This window comes from Pontibacillus halophilus JSM 076056 = DSM 19796 (genome assembly GCF_000425205.1).
Classification (GTDB): Bacteria; Bacillota; Bacilli; order Bacillales; family BH030062; genus Pontibacillus_A; species Pontibacillus_A halophilus.
This window is the reverse complement of the sequence record NZ_AULI01000006.1, coordinates 46,022-63,724: the sequence shown is the minus strand read 5'-3', so window position 1 is coordinate 63,724 and position 17,703 is coordinate 46,022. Positions and strand designations below refer to the sequence as shown.

General features: G+C 41.9%; 16 protein-coding genes and 1 other RNA gene. 12 read left to right on the top strand and 5 right to left on the bottom strand.

All coding sequences use genetic code 11. From position 1 onward, the window contains the following. Positions 1-172: 172 nt before the first annotated feature. The gene (secG, locus tag H513_RS0106095) at positions 173-406 is read left to right on the top strand and encodes a preprotein translocase subunit SecG (RefSeq protein ID WP_026799945.1); all 234 of its coding nucleotides are present in this window, start codon (positions 173-175) and stop codon (positions 404-406) included. Between the two features lie 112 nt (positions 407-518). On the opposite strand, the gene H513_RS0106090 is transcribed toward secG, so the two are convergent. Then, complete coding sequence (locus H513_RS0106090) at positions 519-3,212, bottom strand: YfhO family protein (RefSeq protein ID WP_026799944.1); 2,694 nt, start codon at positions 3,210-3,212, stop codon at positions 519-521. 287 nt (positions 3,213-3,499) lie between these two features. On the opposite strand from H513_RS0106090, the gene H513_RS0106085 reads away from it, so the two are divergent. Beyond that, positions 3,500-4,249, top strand: a complete 750-nt coding sequence (locus H513_RS0106085) for an alpha/beta hydrolase (RefSeq protein ID WP_026799943.1) — start codon at positions 3,500-3,502, stop codon at positions 4,247-4,249. Between the two features lie 34 nt (positions 4,250-4,283). Next, positions 4,284-6,653, top strand: a complete 2,370-nt coding sequence (gene rnr, locus H513_RS0106080) for a ribonuclease R (protein WP_026799942.1) — start codon at positions 4,284-4,286, stop codon at positions 6,651-6,653. 60 nt (positions 6,654-6,713) lie between these two features. Here the strand turns inward: rnr and H513_RS19670 are convergent, their stop codons facing one another. Further along, complete coding sequence (locus tag H513_RS19670) at positions 6,714-7,577, bottom strand: GNAT family N-acetyltransferase (protein ID WP_036769401.1); 864 nt, start codon at positions 7,575-7,577, stop codon at positions 6,714-6,716. 172 nt (positions 7,578-7,749) lie between these two features. Here H513_RS19670 and smpB point away from each other — a divergent pair, with 172 nt between their 5' ends. Together smpB and ssrA are read left to right on the top strand one after the other, a co-directional pair. Continuing rightward, positions 7,750-8,217 (top strand): SsrA-binding protein SmpB, encoded by a 468-nt coding sequence (smpB, locus tag H513_RS0106070; protein ID WP_026799941.1) that lies wholly within the window; start codon positions 7,750-7,752, stop codon positions 8,215-8,217. A gap of 124 nt (positions 8,218-8,341) precedes the next feature. Beyond that, positions 8,342-8,700, top strand: a transfer-messenger RNA (tmRNA) gene (gene ssrA / locus H513_RS21160). Between the two features lie 231 nt (positions 8,701-8,931). On the opposite strand, the gene H513_RS0106065 is transcribed toward ssrA, so the two are convergent. Further along, complete coding sequence (locus H513_RS0106065; protein ID WP_026799940.1) at positions 8,932-9,279, bottom strand: DoxX family protein; 348 nt, start codon at positions 9,277-9,279, stop codon at positions 8,932-8,934. Positions 9,280-9,486: 207 nt separating this feature from the next. Between H513_RS0106065 and H513_RS0106060 the strand changes: the two genes are divergently transcribed. The 6 genes from H513_RS0106060 (at position 9,487) to H513_RS0106035 (ending at position 16,041) form a co-directional block, all read left to right on the top strand. After that, positions 9,487-11,007 (top strand): BCCT family transporter, encoded by a 1,521-nt coding sequence (locus H513_RS0106060; RefSeq protein ID WP_026799939.1) that lies wholly within the window; start codon positions 9,487-9,489, stop codon positions 11,005-11,007. Positions 11,008-11,174: 167 nt separating this feature from the next. Next, positions 11,175-11,999 carry a polysaccharide deacetylase family protein gene (locus tag H513_RS19665; RefSeq protein WP_081658197.1) on the top strand — a complete coding sequence of 275 codons (825 nt, stop codon included), beginning with the start codon at positions 11,175-11,177 and terminating at the stop codon, positions 11,997-11,999. A 24-nt stretch (positions 12,000-12,023) separates the two neighbouring features. Next, a complete protein-coding gene (locus H513_RS0106050; protein WP_026799938.1) occupies positions 12,024-13,268 on the top strand; it encodes a hypothetical protein in 1,245 nt (414 codons plus the stop codon). A gap of 15 nt (positions 13,269-13,283) precedes the next feature. Further along, positions 13,284-13,970, top strand: a complete 687-nt coding sequence (locus tag H513_RS0106045) for a response regulator transcription factor (protein WP_026799937.1) — start codon at positions 13,284-13,286, stop codon at positions 13,968-13,970. After that, positions 13,967-15,337, top strand: coding sequence for a HAMP domain-containing sensor histidine kinase (locus H513_RS0106040; RefSeq protein ID WP_026799936.1), 1,371 nt, complete (start codon positions 13,967-13,969; stop codon positions 15,335-15,337). Before H513_RS0106045 ends, H513_RS0106040 begins: the two co-directional genes overlap by 4 nt. Positions 15,338-15,390: 53 nt before the next feature. Further along, positions 15,391-16,041, top strand: coding sequence for a hypothetical protein (locus H513_RS0106035; protein WP_026799935.1), 651 nt, complete (start codon positions 15,391-15,393; stop codon positions 16,039-16,041). Between the two features lie 17 nt (positions 16,042-16,058). Here the strand turns inward: H513_RS0106035 and H513_RS0106030 are convergent, their stop codons facing one another. Together H513_RS0106030 and H513_RS0106025 are read right to left on the bottom strand one after the other, a co-directional pair. Further along, the gene (locus H513_RS0106030; protein WP_026799934.1) at positions 16,059-16,523 is read right to left on the bottom strand and encodes a hypothetical protein; all 465 of its coding nucleotides are present in this window, start codon (positions 16,521-16,523) and stop codon (positions 16,059-16,061) included. Positions 16,524-16,647: 124 nt separating this feature from the next. Next, on the bottom strand, positions 16,648-17,055 hold the full coding sequence (locus H513_RS0106025; protein WP_051239708.1) for a VOC family protein: 408 nt from the start codon (positions 17,053-17,055) through the stop codon (positions 16,648-16,650). Positions 17,056-17,218: 163 nt separating this feature from the next. Here H513_RS0106025 and H513_RS0106020 point away from each other — a divergent pair, with 163 nt between their 5' ends. Next, positions 17,219-17,569, top strand: coding sequence for a VOC family protein (locus tag H513_RS0106020; protein WP_026799932.1), 351 nt, complete (start codon positions 17,219-17,221; stop codon positions 17,567-17,569). The last annotated feature ends 134 nt before the right edge of the window (positions 17,570-17,703 follow it).

Below are 17,703 nucleotides of genomic sequence, written 5' to 3'. Positions count from 1 at the left end.
TTTTTCAATCACAAAACACCATAAACATTCAATAACTATCAAATAACATTCAAATTCAATCAAATATTAAAAGCATTTCAGTCATACGCTGCGCTTGGAAGATGAGGTTGCCGTATAAATGGGAATATGCTAAATTTAATATAGCTATTTGTCCGCTTAGGAGGTGGAGTGTATGACTGGTCTATTTATCACGTTATTAATTATTGATGCAGTTGCACTAATAACTTTGGTACTTCTACAATCAAGTAAGACAACGGGTCTTTCTGGAGCAATTTCAGGTGGGGCTGAACAATTATTCGGAAAGCAGAAGGCGCGAGGTGTAGACGCGTTCTTGCATCGTGGGACAATCGTAACGGGAACGCTTCTTTTCGTTCTAACGTTCGTGTTAGCATACGTAGCTCAATAAATCATAGTAAGAGTAGACCGCCACATGGTTGTGGGGGTCTTTTTTTATTTGTGAGATATCACCTAAATATAAGAAGAACCCTAATGGGAGACTCATCCCATTAGGGTTCTTCTTATATTCTGTATTTATTATTTCTAAATGGTTTCCTAATGGCGAGGATGAAGTAGGCCAGTATTGAGAGGGCGAACACAATCAACCCCAGTAAGAGTCCAGATGGCGTGAAAGTAAGCTTTACATCGTGAACTCCCTTGTCAAGGTAAATTCCGGTAAGCAAGCTGTTCACTTTAATGGTGTTCACTTCTTCATCATCCACATAAGCTTTCCACCCTTCATGGTAAGGGATGGATAGGTTTAGAAGCCCTTTCTCCTCTACATGAATTAAACCTTGTAGCGAGTTATTGTTAAATTCCGTGATGTGTAGGGCTTCCTCTTGTCGCTGTTTATAAATTTCTTTATAACCTGAGAAATCGTCAATAAATGCTGTGATCTTCTGTATCACAAAGGTTCCTGGTTTAATGGTGAGATGAATAGAACGCGCGGATTCGTCTATACCAAAGTTAAAGTTTACAGCGTTTACAGTTGAACTGTAGTGATATTGCTTAAGCTTGTAGCTGCCACGTGACATATTTTTCTGGAAGGCAAGCGACTGTCCTGTATCTGTTTCTGCTGTCACATGTATTCCTTCAGTAGGAGTTCGTGCTTCAAACTCCATAGCAACAGATAGTTGCCCTCGGGTATGTTCTTGGATGGGAAGCGTAAACGTAATGGGTTCATCAGAAGATACCTTAATGCCTGTTTGTACTTGTTCCGCTTGTGCAGACTGTGGCCATTCAATCGTAGACATTGTTCCAATCTGTTTCACTGACTTCGGCTGTTCAACGGTAGTCTGTAATTGTGCGTCTACATTCTCTTCATTTACAAAAGCAGTTTCAAACAGCAGCCTGTCACGAAAGCCATAAGATGAGGACAATAACTGTTCGTTCGTTGCAACATCGTGGTAGAGAAAGCCGAATGGCATTCTATAGTTGTTTTCAAATACAACACTTTGATCTACAGTACGTTCTTCGTAACCATAAAGGTTGAATGAACCTGATGTACCTTGGTCAGTGAAAATGTGATATCGATTTCCAATTAGTGAATTCATGTACGTACTATTTAAGTAGCCTTTATTTAAATTCAAGCTTCTCGTTCCGGTCTCAGCTAGTATATCCATCTCGAACTGTTGAACGTCCCAAGGCAAAAGGGATTGATAGGCGGTCGTATGATTGTACCCATAAGTCATTGCAGAGTTGTATCGAACCGAATTGGAATGTACATTCATTCGGTAAAATTCTTCAGGACCTGGCCGTAGTTCATTCACTACAGTTTGTATTGCTTTGTCTTCATAGACAGCTTTGTACACATCTTCATCCATAAGAGGGAATACGCTCCAAACGCCTTTATGTGCAATTTGTTCAGTATCGGTGTTCGTTGACTTAGAAATCAAATCGCTAACAAACGTACTAACGGTTATATACGAGAACAGAATAAGTGCAGAAGCTGACGCAACAAATAGACTTCTTTTGATAGCATTGCTCTTTGTGTAGCTAAAAAGAGCAAATGTGGTTGCAAACACGGGTGGTAAAATAGCCGTCAATAGTGGATAGCGGTTGAACGGGAAAAGATAATATAAATATGACAAAAACAGGCTACTCAACAGAAGCACAAAAGCATGTCTTACCTTAGTGAAATCAGTCTGATTGAGCACCGTCACTGTGAACACAATCATGAGCATATTCACGATTGGGAAGCTTCTAAACTCTGTCGGGTTACTAAAGCCGCCGAGCGCACTTAATAAAGGTGGCACTCCCACGATTATTAAAAGTACTGTGATCAAAGTCACTAACGCTTTAAACCGTTTAAATTGAATAAATGCCAGTGGGATGAAAAGGAGCGGAAAGAAACTCATGCCACCATTCCAACTTAATAGTTGATACGTACTTACCAATGTTTCCTTTACTCCACCGTAGAGTTCCTGTTGAATTTCAGGACGATATGATGCATTTGAGTTGAGGAAGCTATATAAGGAAGGAAGAAAGATTGGCATGGATAATCCCAGTCCGATTAAATAATACAACCCCCAATGTAAATGATACGAGACAAAACCTTTAATTCTTTTCTTGTCTGTCAACGTGAAGAAACGATAGAGGGCATACAGTAATATGCCTAAAGTAAGAATGAACATAAAATAAAAATTCCCGATGCTAGCGAGGAACACCATAACTACAAAGAGAGCTGGTTTATTTGAGCGGGTTAACCGTTCAAATCCTAACAATATGTAAGGGAAGAATACAGCAATATTTAAGAAGAAATAATGAATATAGAAAAATTCAATGTGATAACCTGTGAATGTATAGGCTAAACTGCCAATAAACGCGAAGTGGAAGTTGATGTGTAACTTATTTAATAGTAAGAAAGCACCCACCGCCATGAGTATCAGCTTAATAATCGCTATAGGTATATTGGCGTGTGGAAAGAAATCTACTGGCAAGGCAAGTAACGGCCAAATGAACACGTCTCCTAGCATATAGTAGCCGTAATCGTTCCAGAAGCTTCCTCCTAAAGCATATTCCCAGCTCCAAAATGGAAGTTCTCCACTTCGGACCAATTCGTGAAATTCATTAAAATAATGAATGTATTGGGCTTTAATATCCCCTCCATTAGCTACATAAAAGAAACCGTTAGTAACGATATTCTGCATGGGGATTATTGAAATGGTAGCTACTGCTACAACGACAAGTGCTAGCCAAGTACGGGTCTGATTCATAGACATCCTTCCTTTGTTATGTAATGAATGTATTGTTTAGTTTCAATCTATATCATATAAGAGATTACAAAGCTTGACAATGATGCTTGAAAGAGGGGTTGGAATTGGATATGGCTGTTTTTTCAGATTGTTTAATGGGAATGGATACATAATGCGCAGAGGGGCGTTTCATGGTAGGATGGAATCATTCTCATATAGTAGAAACGTTTTCCTGATACATGACTGTAATGGTTCTTAAGCGACCTAATTCGACCTAGTATACAGACAACAATAAAGGAGTGATTTACATGCAAATTAAACAACCACAACCATTTACGTTTGAGGGAGGAAACCGTGCGGTATTATTATTACATGGATTTACAGGCCATTCCGCTGATGTAAGGATGTTAGGCCGTTATTTACAAAAGAACGGATATACAACGCATGCTCCTATTTATAGTGGACATGGTGTCGCACCAGAAGAGTTAATTAAAACGACACCAGCAGATTGGTGGGAAGATGCACAAGCAGGACTTCAACATTTGAAGGATTCAGGCTACGAAGAGATTGCGGTCGTTGGATTATCTCTAGGTGGTGTAATGTCACTACGCCTTTCCTACTCAACTCCGATTAAAGGGGTTGTTCCAATGTGTACCCCTATGTTCTTTGACAACGAGAAAGAACTAACGGGTAGTTTCAAAACCTTCATTAAAGAGTATAAGAAATTAGAAGGAAAGACAGAAGAGACGATCCAAGAAGAAATGGATTGGTTGATTGAACATTCTACTGAAACGTTCCAAGAACTTGGGAAGTTCATTAAAGAAGTTCATGATGAGATTGATACCATCTATACGCCAATTATGGTCGTTCAGGCGGAGCAAGATGAAGTCATCAATACGGATAGTGCGACCTACATTTACAACACTGTTGAATCTGACACGAAAGACTTGAAGTGGTATACGGAATCAGGACATGCCATAACATTGGACAAAGAACGTGAACAACTCCATGAAGATATTTATAACTTCTTGGAATCACTCGATTGGACAGTGGAATAATAGATAAAAAGAGGATTCGGAAGGAAGTGATGGTTTGAGTGAAGTAACAAAGGAACAATTACTCACCTATATACGTGAAGAAGCAACAAAGCCTTTGTCAGTTCAAGACCTTGAAGAAGCGCTTCAGGAGAATGGACCGATTGATTTCACAGATATGATGAAATCGTTAAATGAACTAGAAGAAGAAGGAGAGCTTGTTCGGACAAGAAAGAACCGCTATGGTCTCCCTGAGAAGATGAACCTTATCAAAGGTAGAATTCAAATGCATGCGAAAGGATTTGCGTTCTTGATTCCAGAAGATGGTGAAAAGGATGATGTGTACATCCATCATTCCGATTTGAATTCTGCCATGAACGGCGATATCGTATTCGTGCGGATTGAAACAAGAACGGATGAGAGCAAGCGTCCTGAAGGTACTGTAATCCGCATCATTGAACGGAACATGAGCGAAATTGTAGGAACGTATCAGGACAATGGCTACTTTGGATTCGTTGTTGCGGATGACAAGCGAATTCCAAACGATATCTTCATTCCGAAAGGGAAAACGAATGGCGCAGTGGATGGCCACAAAGTCATCGTTAAGATTACGAAATACCCTGAGGGGCGCATGAGTGCAGAAGGAGAAGTACTTGAAATTCTAGGTCACAAGAACGACCCAGGCATTGATATTCTCTCCATTATTTACAAGCATGGAATTAAGTCTGATTTCCCTGAAGAGGTGATTGAGCAGGCGACGAACACACCTGAAACGATTGATGAGTCTGAAGTTGCAAATCGTAAAGATATTCGTGACCGTACGATGGTTACCATCGATGGTGCTGATGCGAAAGACTTGGATGATGCCGTAAACGTCGTGAAACTCGACAATGGTAACTACCAGCTTGGCGTTCACATTGCCGACGTGACGCATTATGTACAAGAAGGCTCTCCAATTGATAAGGAAGCTCGTGAACGTGGAACGAGTGTCTACTTGGTGGACCGAGTGATTCCGATGATTCCTCACAGACTCTCGAATGGGATCTGTTCTTTGAACCCACAAGTTGATCGTCTAACGCTGTCATGTGATATGGAAATTAACCCAGAAGGTGAAGTAGTGAATCACGAAATCTTTGCTTCTGTTATTAAGACAAATGAGCGGATGACGTATACAGACGTGAACAACATCCTAGTTGAAGACGATGAAGAATTAAAATCACGCTACGAGAGCCTAGTTCCTATGTTTAAGAACATGGAAGACTTAGCAGCGATTCTTCGTAAGAAACGATTCTCTAGAGGTGCGATTGATTTCGACTTTAAAGAAGCTCAAGTACTAGTAGACGATGAAGGGACAGCGAAAGACGTTGTCTTGCGAGAACGTTCGGTTGCAGAACGCCTGATTGAAGAATTTATGCTAGCAGCAAACGAAACGGTTGATGAGCATTTCCACTGGATGAACGTTCCATTTATTCATCGTGTTCACGAAGAACCAGATGAACAGAAGCTCCAGTTCTTCTTCGAGTTTATTACAAACTTCGGCTATTCCGTGAAAGGAACAGCAGGAGATGTTCATCCTCGAGCATTGCAGGAAGTTGTAGAAGCAGTCAAAGGTACACAAGAAGATATGGTCATCTCGAAGTTAATGCTTCGTTCCATGCAACAAGCTCGATATGACGAAACGAATCTCGGGCACTTCGGGTTGGCGACAGAATTCTATACGCACTTCACATCACCAATTCGCCGTTACCCAGACTTGACGGTACACCGACTCATTCGTGAGTACCTTATTAAAGGGAAGGTTGACCAGAAGACGCGCGAACATTGGGATGAGCAAATTCCTGATATCGCACGTCACTCCTCAGACCGAGAACGTCGTGCAGTAGATGCAGAACGTGAGACGGACGACTTGAAGAAGGCGGAATACATGCAAGACAAGGTCGGGGAAGAATTTGATGGAGTCATTAGTTCCATTACGAACTTCGGACTATTCGTTGAACTTCCAAATACAGTTGAAGGCCTAGTTCATGTCAGCTATTTAACAGACGACTATTACCATTTCGATGAGCGTGCGTATGCAATGATTGGAGAACGTACGGGAAGTGTGTTCCGAATTGGGGACGAAGTGAAAGTTCGTGTTGTTCATGTAAACATTGATGAGCGTGTTGTGGACTTTGAAATGGTCGGTATGGAGCCACCTAAACGTAGGGGCGACCGCCCATCAGGACAGAAAGTCATTCCAGCCAAGCGAGTTGGAGGACGTAAAGGCCCGAAACGCGAGGGCGAGAAGGACAATAACAAAGAAAAATCTCGCTCGCGTAAGAAGAAAGGCAGCTTCACAAAAGGCAAGGCGAATAAAGGAAGTCAAAGCGATGAGCGCCCGTTCTACAAGAACAAAGGTGTTCCAAAAGCCAAGAAGAAAAGAAAATAAAAATTAGATCAGAGAAGGGGCGTTCTGACAGTGCAGAACGCCCCTTTTCCTTACTTTAATCTATTCCTTCCAATCTCCATATAAGATCCATTCTTCGCTGAAATCCATTCCGTGCTCATCCTGCAACGCTTCATAAACTGTCGGAAGAACATCAATCCATGGCGCCTCATTGTTCGGATGCTTAGCAGCTTCGTATGCAATCGTTCGCCAAAGTCCTCTTTGTTCGTGAAGGTCGTCCCATAGATATTTCACATGAGTACGTCTAACCCGCTTGACGTCTTCTTTCATCATCACATATCTCGTACCATCATCATTCACGTAGAATGCCGAGGACTCGATGTAGGCATCTGACAGAAGTTGTTCTACATAAGGGAATGGATAATACATTTCATAAGGATAGATGCGGAAGCTCGTTTCGCTGAGTTTCTGAATCCAAGCTTTCTTCTCATGTAGTTGTGTCACTTCTTCCCATCTTGTTCCAGGGTCTATTTCTCCAAGGTGTTGCCAATCGTCTATTGCTGCATGATAAGTAGATTCGACTGGGGAGATGGACAATTTATCAAGTACACGGCGAGCCGGTTTATTCTCAATTTGAGTATGTGCACCAATCCATTGAACGTTATCTAGCTTTCGTAAATCCTGAATAATATAAGAAAGTAATTCTGTAGCATAGCCTTTAGAGTAGAAGCGGCGATCGCTTCGTAACCGCCCAAGCATTGCAAAGTGGTCAGCGAAGATGGTATACCCAGCAACCGTCTTCATTACGTCCCCTTCAAACAACCCGTATAGCGCTTGGGTGTTTGAACTTACGAGTTGCGGGAAAATACGTACAACGTAATCATCTTGTATACCCGTATCCATGTGTAGGAGAGAATCGTAATCATCATTTGTGAGTTTTCTTATTTGAAGTGTGTGTGAGTGCACGTCGAGGACCCCTTTTCAATCATTTGCAGCATTATCTTCTCACAGCTTTTATTCGGTGTCTATTTACAAGAACTGTTGAAGTGTAACGAGTATAGTTATGTCCCGAACAATTGGTAAATAAAGCAGAAAGATGATAAAATACGGGTTACGTAATACGAGGAGGAAGAAGCTTATGGCCAAAGGAATGGGAAAGACCGTAGCCCAAAATAAAAAAGCGAACCATGACTTTTTTATAGAAGAAACGTATGAGACTGGAATTGTGCTTCAAGGAACAGAGATTAAATCGATCCGTGCAGGAAGAGTGAACTTAAAGGAATCCTTTGCACGTATTTATAAAGGAGAAGTCTACATTCACAACATGCACATCTCTCCTTATGAGCAAGGGAATATCTTCAACCACGAACCGACACGAGCTCGTAAACTGCTTCTGCACCGAAAACAAATCAACAAGCTAATCGGTGAAACACAACAGCAAGGCTATTCGCTCGTTCCCATTAAGCTGTATATTAAAGATGGCGTTGCCAAGCTATTAATCGGTCTTGGTAAAGGGAAGAAGAAATACGACAAGCGAGAGGACTTGAAGCGTAAACAGGCGAAACGAGATATTGATCGCGCCGTTAAGAATAGTCAGTACCGATAGCTTCCATCACTTACCTTTGCATGTGAGTGAGAACATGTTATAATGATTTATGTCGTTGAAAGACACAACTGAATAACAGCTTCAAAGCGAAGCTATCCCGTTATCAGTTTCCTATTATCTATATGGGGACGTTACGGATTCGACAGGGATAGGACGAGCTTTGGTGGCGAGCCGAGCGGCTACTCGTAAAAAGCCATGCCAATAATAACTGGCAAAGAAAACAATTACTCTCTAGCAGCTGCATAAGCTAGTCTAGAGGATCCTTCCTGCCATCGCCCGTGTGGTAGATAGAAGGGTCTCAAACTGAAGCGGGCTACGCGTCACTCCACCACCTGAGGAGGGGCGAAGAGACTAATCAGGTTAGCTACAAGGAAGCCAGTCGATAGGCCGAATTGTTAGTGAATGACAATATATCGACTACGCTCGTAGAAGCCATTGCGGCGTTATCTCTGGACGTGGGTTCGACTCCCACCGTCTCCACCAATACATATGTTGGTGGTTTTTTTATGTCTTTAGACTGTATGATAAAGCAACGACATTGCATGATTCTATCCCAACAAACCTTGTAGAAGCTTAAACAATACCCCATCGATTTATGTGTAACGTGCACATAAGTCGATGGGGTTTTTAATGTCTCTAGACTATGCCGAGTAGTTGGGCAGTTTTTATGCTCTTTTCGGTTAGGGTATTTGTTTTTGAGTTAGTATCTCTTTATCATGCTGTTAGTTGAACGACAAGAACGACTACTCCTAGTAGGAGGAGTATAATCGGCATCCCCATTGCTTTCGGTGGGTCGCCTACCTTTACATGTGTGAGGATGGCGCCGATCATCGTAACAATAATCAGAGCGGCTCCAATACTTGCAAGTGCCCCGTTCCAAATTCCCACAATCATCAATATAGCCGCTGCCACTTCAATGGTACCCGTGAACATGCGAAAGGATGAAGGATAGCCATAACGGTTAAATTCATCAACCATCTGCTTCGCACCAAATTTCATGGCTCCGAACATGATAAATCCCAATCCTAAAAGAACTTGAATGACGATTACAGCGACATCCATGGTAGTTCCCCCTTGGAAAAAGTAGTGGTTATCCTGAAATTAGGATAAATTGCTTTCTGTTTATCTATATTGGAGAGCATAGCGGTTTAGCCCATTTCTTTTCAATCGATGAGACATCTTGCATAGGAACCCAATTCTTAGCGGACAATAACTTCATCTAATGAAACTTAGGAGATGGAGTCTCCCCTAAGAGAGGAGTTGCAACGTGTGCTAAAAAGATTTAATCCTGTTTTCAAAATTTCCGTTGCCATTATGATACTGCTTGCGATTTCCGGTGCCTTTTTCCCGGATTGGTTAGAGCAAGTCACATCAACGGTTAAAACATTTATTGCAAACAAACTAGGTTGGTACTACTTAATCGTCGTTACGTTCTTTGTGCTTGTCGCTTTAACGTTCTTAATTACGCCCCTTGGGAAAATTAAATTAGGGAAACCTGGTGAGAAACCAGAATTCTCCACACCAACTTGGGTTGCGATGCTCTTTAGCGCCGGGATGGGAATTGGACTTGTCTTCTGGGCGACGGCTGAACCAATTAGCCACTATGCCATCAGCTCCCCCACAGGAGAGACAGGGACGGATCAAGCTATTAAAGATGCCATGAGATTTACGTATTTTCACTGGGGAATCCATGCGTGGGGGATTTATGGGATTGTGGCTATGGTGCTTGCATATTTCAATTTCAGGCACGATAAGCCTGGACTAGTAAGCGCGACCTTGGAGCCTGTGATTGGGAAGTGGGCAAACGGGAATACCGGGAGAATGATTGATATCTTGTCTGTCGTTGCAACAGTCATGGGTGTCGCCACAACGCTCGGGTTCGGAGCTGTGCAAATTAATGGCGGTCTCACGTATTTGTTTGAGATTCCGAGTAATTTCCTTACACAGCTTGTTATTATTGCAATCGTTACGGTACTGTTCATGATTTCTGCTTGGACTGGATTAGGTAAGGGGATCAAAATCTTAAGTAACACGAATTTAGTCTTGGCGCTCATTCTATTCTTACTCGTATTTACCGTAGGACCTACACTGTTTCAGCTAAATTTGTTCACAAATTCGCTTGGTACGTACGTTCAATACCTACCGGAAATGAGCTTTCGTATCGCTCCATTAAATTCAGAAGTTAGGGAATGGATTAATTCTTGGACCATTTTCTACTGGGCATGGTGGATTGCTTGGTCTCCATTTGTTGGAATTTTCATTGCGCGAGTTTCTAAGGGGAGGAGCATTCGTGAGTTTGTCTTTTACGTGCTTATTGTACCCTGTTTGATTGGGTTCTTATGGTTTGCGACTTTCGGAGGAACGGCAATCTCGCTTGAGCATAATGGTATAGATGTTATTTCTCAGCTTGCACCGGAAGAATCGTTGTTTGCTATATTCTCAAACTATCCATTAGGCATGGTAGCATCTATACTTGCGATTCTCCTCATTAGCACATTCTTTATTACATCTGCAGACTCTGGAACGTTCGTTCTTGGATTGATGACAACAGGTGGAAAGGGAGACCCAAGTAAAATGGTGAAGCTTACTTGGGGACTATTGCTATCTATTACCGCACTTGCCCTCCTCTATACAGGTGGTTTGCAGGCGCTGCAGAATACGATGATTATTGCAGCCTTGCCATTCTCCATCATTATGCTTCTTATGACGTTTAGCTTTGTGAAGACGATTTACAAGGAAGGTCGAGAACTTGGGATTGGAAAGATTCCGAATCAGAAGAAAGAGAAGTAACTGGTGTTTGAATAGGGATTGATTAACGGAAGCAAGCGTGGAATCCAATGTGGAGGTTCATGCTTGTTTTTTATTGGTTCTCCTTAAGAAACTGTAACCTTTTTGTCACCCAATTCAACAACTATTCTCTTACACTTTCTATAGATAGAAAGTGAGGGAATGAACGCGTGAGTAGACATGACAAACGGGCGAAAAAATACAGAAGAGAACGAATTGCCATCGGGGTTTTATTTCTATTGTTATTTGTAGTTGTGAGGGCTGCAGGAGCTAACCCCTTGCCACAAGAAAGCAAAACAGCGACAAAGCAACCTTTTCAGCGGACAAATGTGGTATCAGCACATAAAGCTGATCAGAATGTTAGACTCAATGAGGTGACAAATCGGATTCAAACCAAAGAAGAAGGCGTTCTTTATTTAACCTTTGATGACGGACCTAACCATAACACTTTGAAGCTGTTAGATTTATTAGACCGCTATCATGCCAAGGCTACCTTCTTTATGTTGGAGCCATACATGGAACGACAGCGATGTGCAATAAATCGAATGGTTGATGAAGGTCACTCGATTGCTTTGCATGGTGTTACTCATGACCAGTCGAAAATATATGCATCTGCAACTTCAGTAGTGGATGAAATGGACCAAGCTCAACAGACATTACAGGGCATCACAAATGAGAAAACCCGTTTAATACGGACTCCTTATGGAAGCGTGCCTCACATGAAACCTTCCTATCGAGAAAAAGTCCGGGCAAATCATTTCACATTATGGGATTGGAATGTAGATAGTAAAGATTGGTTGTATAAAGATGAACGTTATATTACAGAAGTGAACGACCAGCTTCAGAGCATTCCTTCTGAACACCCTGCAGTTATTCTGCTCCATGAGAGAGCAACAACTCTAGAACATTTAGAACGATTACTACAAACTCTTTCTGCTAAAGGATATACATTTGAAGCTCTGAAAGAGGGAATGGACCCTGTCCAATTTGGATAATTGAAGAGAGGGAGAGGTTAGGTTATGACGCGTAAAATTGTACAACTTATTGGGGTTCTATGCCTTTTTCTTGCTGGCTGCTCGTTTTCTTATGCAACGCCGAATGAACTCTTTCAGCCCCCACAATTGAACGGGGAAGATGAAAACATCCAGCATAATATCATAAATAAACTGCCAGAATCCGCTGTGCTAATGGCTCCAAATAAGGCTAGTCCGAAGCAGAACGTGTTTAAAGAAGATCTAAATAACGATGGAAAAGAGGAGATTGTACTTCTTTTTAAGGAAGCAAGTTATGCAAATTCTCTTGTTGTGCATGTGTACGAGTATCAAGAGAAATGGGAATTAACATCGAAAGTTGAACTGGCAGGATATGAGGTTGATTCGTTTAAAATGGTTCCGGGTGAAACAGGGGCCACGGGGTTCGTAGGTGTCACGAATGCAAATGAGCAAAACAAACAGTTGCACGTCGTTCATCTGGATGCAGACTCTTTAAAAAAGGTAGAATCTTATCCTTATTTGGAGCTTGTATGGCAAGACATGAACGATGACAAGAAAGAAGACCTCACGTTAATTGAGCTTGAACGAAATGAGCGAGCGGAAGCGACCTTATATGAAATTAACGAAGGGAGGCTTTCGGTTCACTCAAGCGTTAAGTTAGACCCTTACGTCAACCAATATTTCAATATTGAAGGGGGAAGAGTTAGTGAGCATGAGAAAGGGATTTGGGTTGATCAGCAAGTTGGTGCTCATTCAGGAAGCTCAGCGTTACTTGTTGTGGATGACGGGCGCTTGATGAATGTGTTTCAGAACAGAATCTCAGAAACATATAAGCCGTACCCAGTGGAAAGTCGTGATGTAAATGGAGACAATATTCTTGAGATGGGAATAGAAATGTCTCCTCCAGAGCAATTTACGTCAATGGCAGACACACCTTGGATTCAAGAATTCTATCAATGGCAGGGATTAGAGGATGGAAGGTTACAGCTTGTTCAAAGGCGTTATTCTTCATTTGAAGATGGATTCTATATAGACTTTCCCTCTTCGTGGCCTAAGGACTTGAATATTGAGAAGGAAAGCAATGAAGTGACCATAGTGGAATATCCCTCTTCAGAGCCTCTATATCGAATTCGCTGGAAAGACCGTGAAGACTGGAAGCCAGAAAGAGGGTATACGAGGATAGGGCAGACAGAAAAACATATTTACGAAGTGGATGAGACCTATTCTACAGAAACCGACCTATTCCATCTATGGGCTGAAGAGCTTGATTAGAAAGTAGGGAATCGTGTGGCAAAGATTTTAGTTGTAGAAGATGAGCGCTCAATTAGAAGTTTTATCGTACTAAATCTCAAGAGAGAAAACTACGATGTCAAAGAGGCTACAACAGGTGAAGAAGCTTTAGAGTGGCTTGGCAAAGAAGCCTTTGACCTTATTCTGCTTGATCTCATGCTACCAGGAGTAGATGGGGTTGAGGTGTGTAGAAGAGTAAGAGCGAGGAATCGAAGGATTGGAATTATTATGCTAACAGCGAAAGTGCAAGAAGAAGATAAGGTGAACGGGTTAGTAACGGGTGCAGATGACTACATTCCAAAACCATTTAGCCCAAAAGAATTATTAGCGAGAGTAGGTGCCTTGTTAAGGAGGATCTCTCCAAAGGAACAGGAAGATGTCGTTTATTCTGGTGCATTTAAATTACTCATAAGAGAAGAGAAACTTATCAAAGAAGCCAGCGTTGTGGATGTGACACCTACAGAATTTCACCTCCTTTTCGTCCTTATTGAACATGAAGGAACGCCACTTTCTCGCCATCAGTTGTTAGACAAAGTATGGGGAGAAACCTACGTAGGAGATCCAAAAGTTGTAGATGTGAATATTCGAAGACTGCGTCGAAAGATTGAACCTGACCCATCCCAGCCACAATTTATTCGGACAGTGTGGGGGAAAGGATACGAATGGATGGGAGCTTCGCTATGAAGAGGCGTGTCGTCTTGTCGTTTATGGTAGTCATCTTATTGATGCTCGTCTTAGTGGAAACAGTTCTTTATTTCGGTGTTAAGGAACATTACTATGTGAGTATGGCCAACACGTTACAGCGACATGCTGAAACTTCTGCTTCGTTTTTTAACAAATATGAGGATCAGCAGCTACGTAATTATAAAGGACATAGTGACGAAATTATTCATTCCTTTCAGTATCCTGGTACCAGACTTGAGTTGTTGGACCGGGAGGGGAAGGTGCTATTCTCTTCAACCGGATTTATGGTGCCAGATGATTATCCCCTACCTAAACGAGTGTTAACGGGGGAAGAAACCTACGATGTGGAGAGTATGGAAACAACTGACGAGTCAGTGTTAGCTTCTTATAGCCCCCTCATGTACAACGGGCAAACGATTGCTGTGTTGAAGTACACTACTTCATTAGAAGAGGCGAATCGTACGATTAGAACAATCATGTTGTGGTCGGTTGCTATAGGAAGCACTTTATCGATCTTCGTATTCTTCGTTAGTCTTTGGATTGCCAATTCATTAGTTACCCCTATACGAGAAATTACAAAGGGTGCCTCGAACTTAACGGAGAGTTATTTTCAACATCGTCTGAACGAAGCTTATCCCCACGAATTAGGGCGTTTGTCCAAAACGCTAAATTATATGGCTGAGGAAATAGAAACGAGCAATCGTATGAAGAATGAATTTATTTCTTCCATCTCTCATGAGCTGCGCACGCCTCTCACGGGGATAAAGGGGTGGGTAGACACGTTAAAGGGGAATAAGGGGTTAACGGATGAAGAACAAGAACAAGGGATGGAGATGTTATCCTCTGAAACCGACCGGTTAATTCATCTAGTTGAAGAGTTGCTTGACTTCTCAAGGTTCCAATCTAACCGTATCATCCTTCACAAGGAGTACTTCTGCCTTAGTCATTTAATCCAGGAGGTGTATGTGCAACTAGAGCCATATCTGTTAGAAAAGCAAATCACATGTACGTTGGTAAACAGTGGTGCGGTTGATCTGTTTGGTGATCGTGCTCGAATAAAACAGGTGCTCTTAAACCTAATGGATAATGCCATTAAATATTCTCAATCACAGACAATCATCGAGCTTTCACTGGAGTATACATCAGAAGAGGCCCGTGTAAGGATTAAAGACGAAGGGATTGGGATACAACAAGAGAAGCTACCTCATGTGAAGGAGACGTTCTACCAAAGTGATACAAGGCAAGCTGGGTCTGGTTTAGGGTTAGCAGTATCTGATAAAATTGTTAAACTACATGGAGGACATTTAGAGATACAAAGTGAATGGGGAAAGGGCACTGAAGTTATTGTTGTACTGCCAAGAGGATAGAGGTGTGTAGGACAATGAACCTGTCCCCTTGTCCCATAGAGAGGTGAGATAGAATGGATGAAGAGAAGCGTTATGTATGGTACGCGAGTTTTGGGTCGAATTTGTTTCGAGATCGTTTTCGATGTTACATAGAGGGAGGACGGCCATCTGGTTCGAATCGAGCGGAGGTTGGGAGTCGTGATTGTACACTGCCTGTTAGGGACAAACCGGTCCGGTTGCCTTATTCGCTTTACTTTGCAGGGTGGTCAGACCGATGGAACGGGGCTGGAGCGTTTATTGATACGGTTCGAAATGAGAATACAGAGACATGGGGACGTATGTACTTAATTACCGAAGAACAATTTGAGGATGTCGTCCGTCAAGAGAATGGCCTACATACACTGAACGTGAATTTGGATAATGTGATGCAATCTGGTTCAGATCTTATTAATGAGGATTCTTATTATGGAAATCTTCTTTATGCGGGAGAATCAGATGGCTATTCAATCTTCACGTTTACAAATGCACATCCTCAATCAGAACAAACGATTACGAAGCCGTCCCCATCCTACTTACGTATGCTAATTAGCGGGTTTTTAGAGGCCTATACGAGTGATGTTAATCAGATAAAGAACTATTTGTATCCTAAGCGAGGGGTGAATGACTTCTATACGATGCAGGAAATTGAAGCATTAATTACTGAAGTCATAGAAGAAAAGGCGTAACCAAAACGGTTACGCCTTTATTCAGTTAGTGCGTTCGACGAGAGCTCTTCTAGGTCTTCCAGCAACAACGTCTGATTCCCGGAATCGCTTACTTCGTTGGCGTATGTAAAGGCCTCTTTCAAATATTCTTCCGCTTCAGATAAACCAAGAAGACTTGCAGAACGAGCTAATGCTTCGAGGGAATATCCTTTGTAGAATGAGTCTAATTGACCCCTCACACTGTAATGATGGGATTGTTTAGCGTAGTGTAATGCTCTCTCCCCTTCTTGAATGACCGAATAGACCCTAGACAGTTGCCAATATCCAATCGACAAGTGTTGGTCAGTGTGGGTGGGGACTTGTGTCCAATGCCATAGAGACGTGTGGCATAGGTGAACCATTTCCTGATCTTCTGCCTCCGTCCGAGTTGGCTTGTCTAATAAGTCCCATACCTCATTAAAGGTCTTGGCTGCTATGACTCGATGGGGGATATCAGTATTCATTATTTCACGCTCCCTTTTCTTCTGCTATCTTTATATTCTAGAACATGCCATAAAGTCCTCTTTGTACGCATGAATAAAGAAATAGAAAAACCACAGGAGTAGCCCTGTGGTTTAAGGTTGATGCTTATTGTTTGTCGAGGTTTAAATCCCAAATGATGTTAAATTTATCTTTTACTTTCGCGAAGCGTGCTCCCCAGAACGTATCTTGAAGTTCCATAATCACTGTACCTTCTTCTGCTAATTGGCTGTAAACGCGTTCAATCTCTCTGTCATTTTCAAACTCAAGAGCGAGAGAAATGTTATTCCCAGCAGAAACATCTTGGTCTAGAAATGCGTCCGATACCATAATGAGTACGCCGTCCTTCTCTAAACGTGCGTGCATAATGCGGTCGTCCATTTCTTCCGGTGTAGGGAAATCCGCGTCTCCAAACGTCTGAACGTTCGTAATCTCCACTTGAAATGCCTCTTTGTAGAAATCCAATGCTTCTTTCGCGTTGCCTGGGAACGTTAGATAAGGTGTAACGTGTTTCATCAAACCACTCCAATTCCTATGTATTTGTTATCCTATTTCTTATTATACCTTACGATTTACAGAAAACAAGAACAAACGTTCTCTATTTCAGGTTTTTTACATGAATTTAACAATTTTAATCTATGCTATACTATGTTTATTAGAGAAGGGGAGGACAAGTGGCTTGAAAGTACTAGGGTATCGACACGTGACCATTTCCGATCAAAGCAATGAGATGGTAGATTTCTTTGAGAACAAATTAGGATTAACGAATGAATGGGACAACAGAGAAGGTTATGAAGGCGGTATATTCAAGAGTGGAAATAGTTGGCTTGAATATTGGCAATCCGGGAAAGCCTTGTCTCCTACTATTATGTTACAGCTCGTTGTAGATGATGCAGATGAATTTGCACAGTTTGCCAAACATCGAGAACTTGATTTACATGGTCCAATCGTTGAACATGGGGAGAAGATTTATTCATTGACGGCTCCGAACGGGATGCCGATGACAATCCAGTCCACAATTAAAGGTTAGAAGAGAAACATGCGGTTTACGCATGTTTTTTTATATGAGGCGCTGGGATATCGGTTTAAATATCTGAAAAATTAGTATATTATGGATGTAGTAACATACTAACCGGTAGGTATGTTCAGTATACGAAGGAGGGG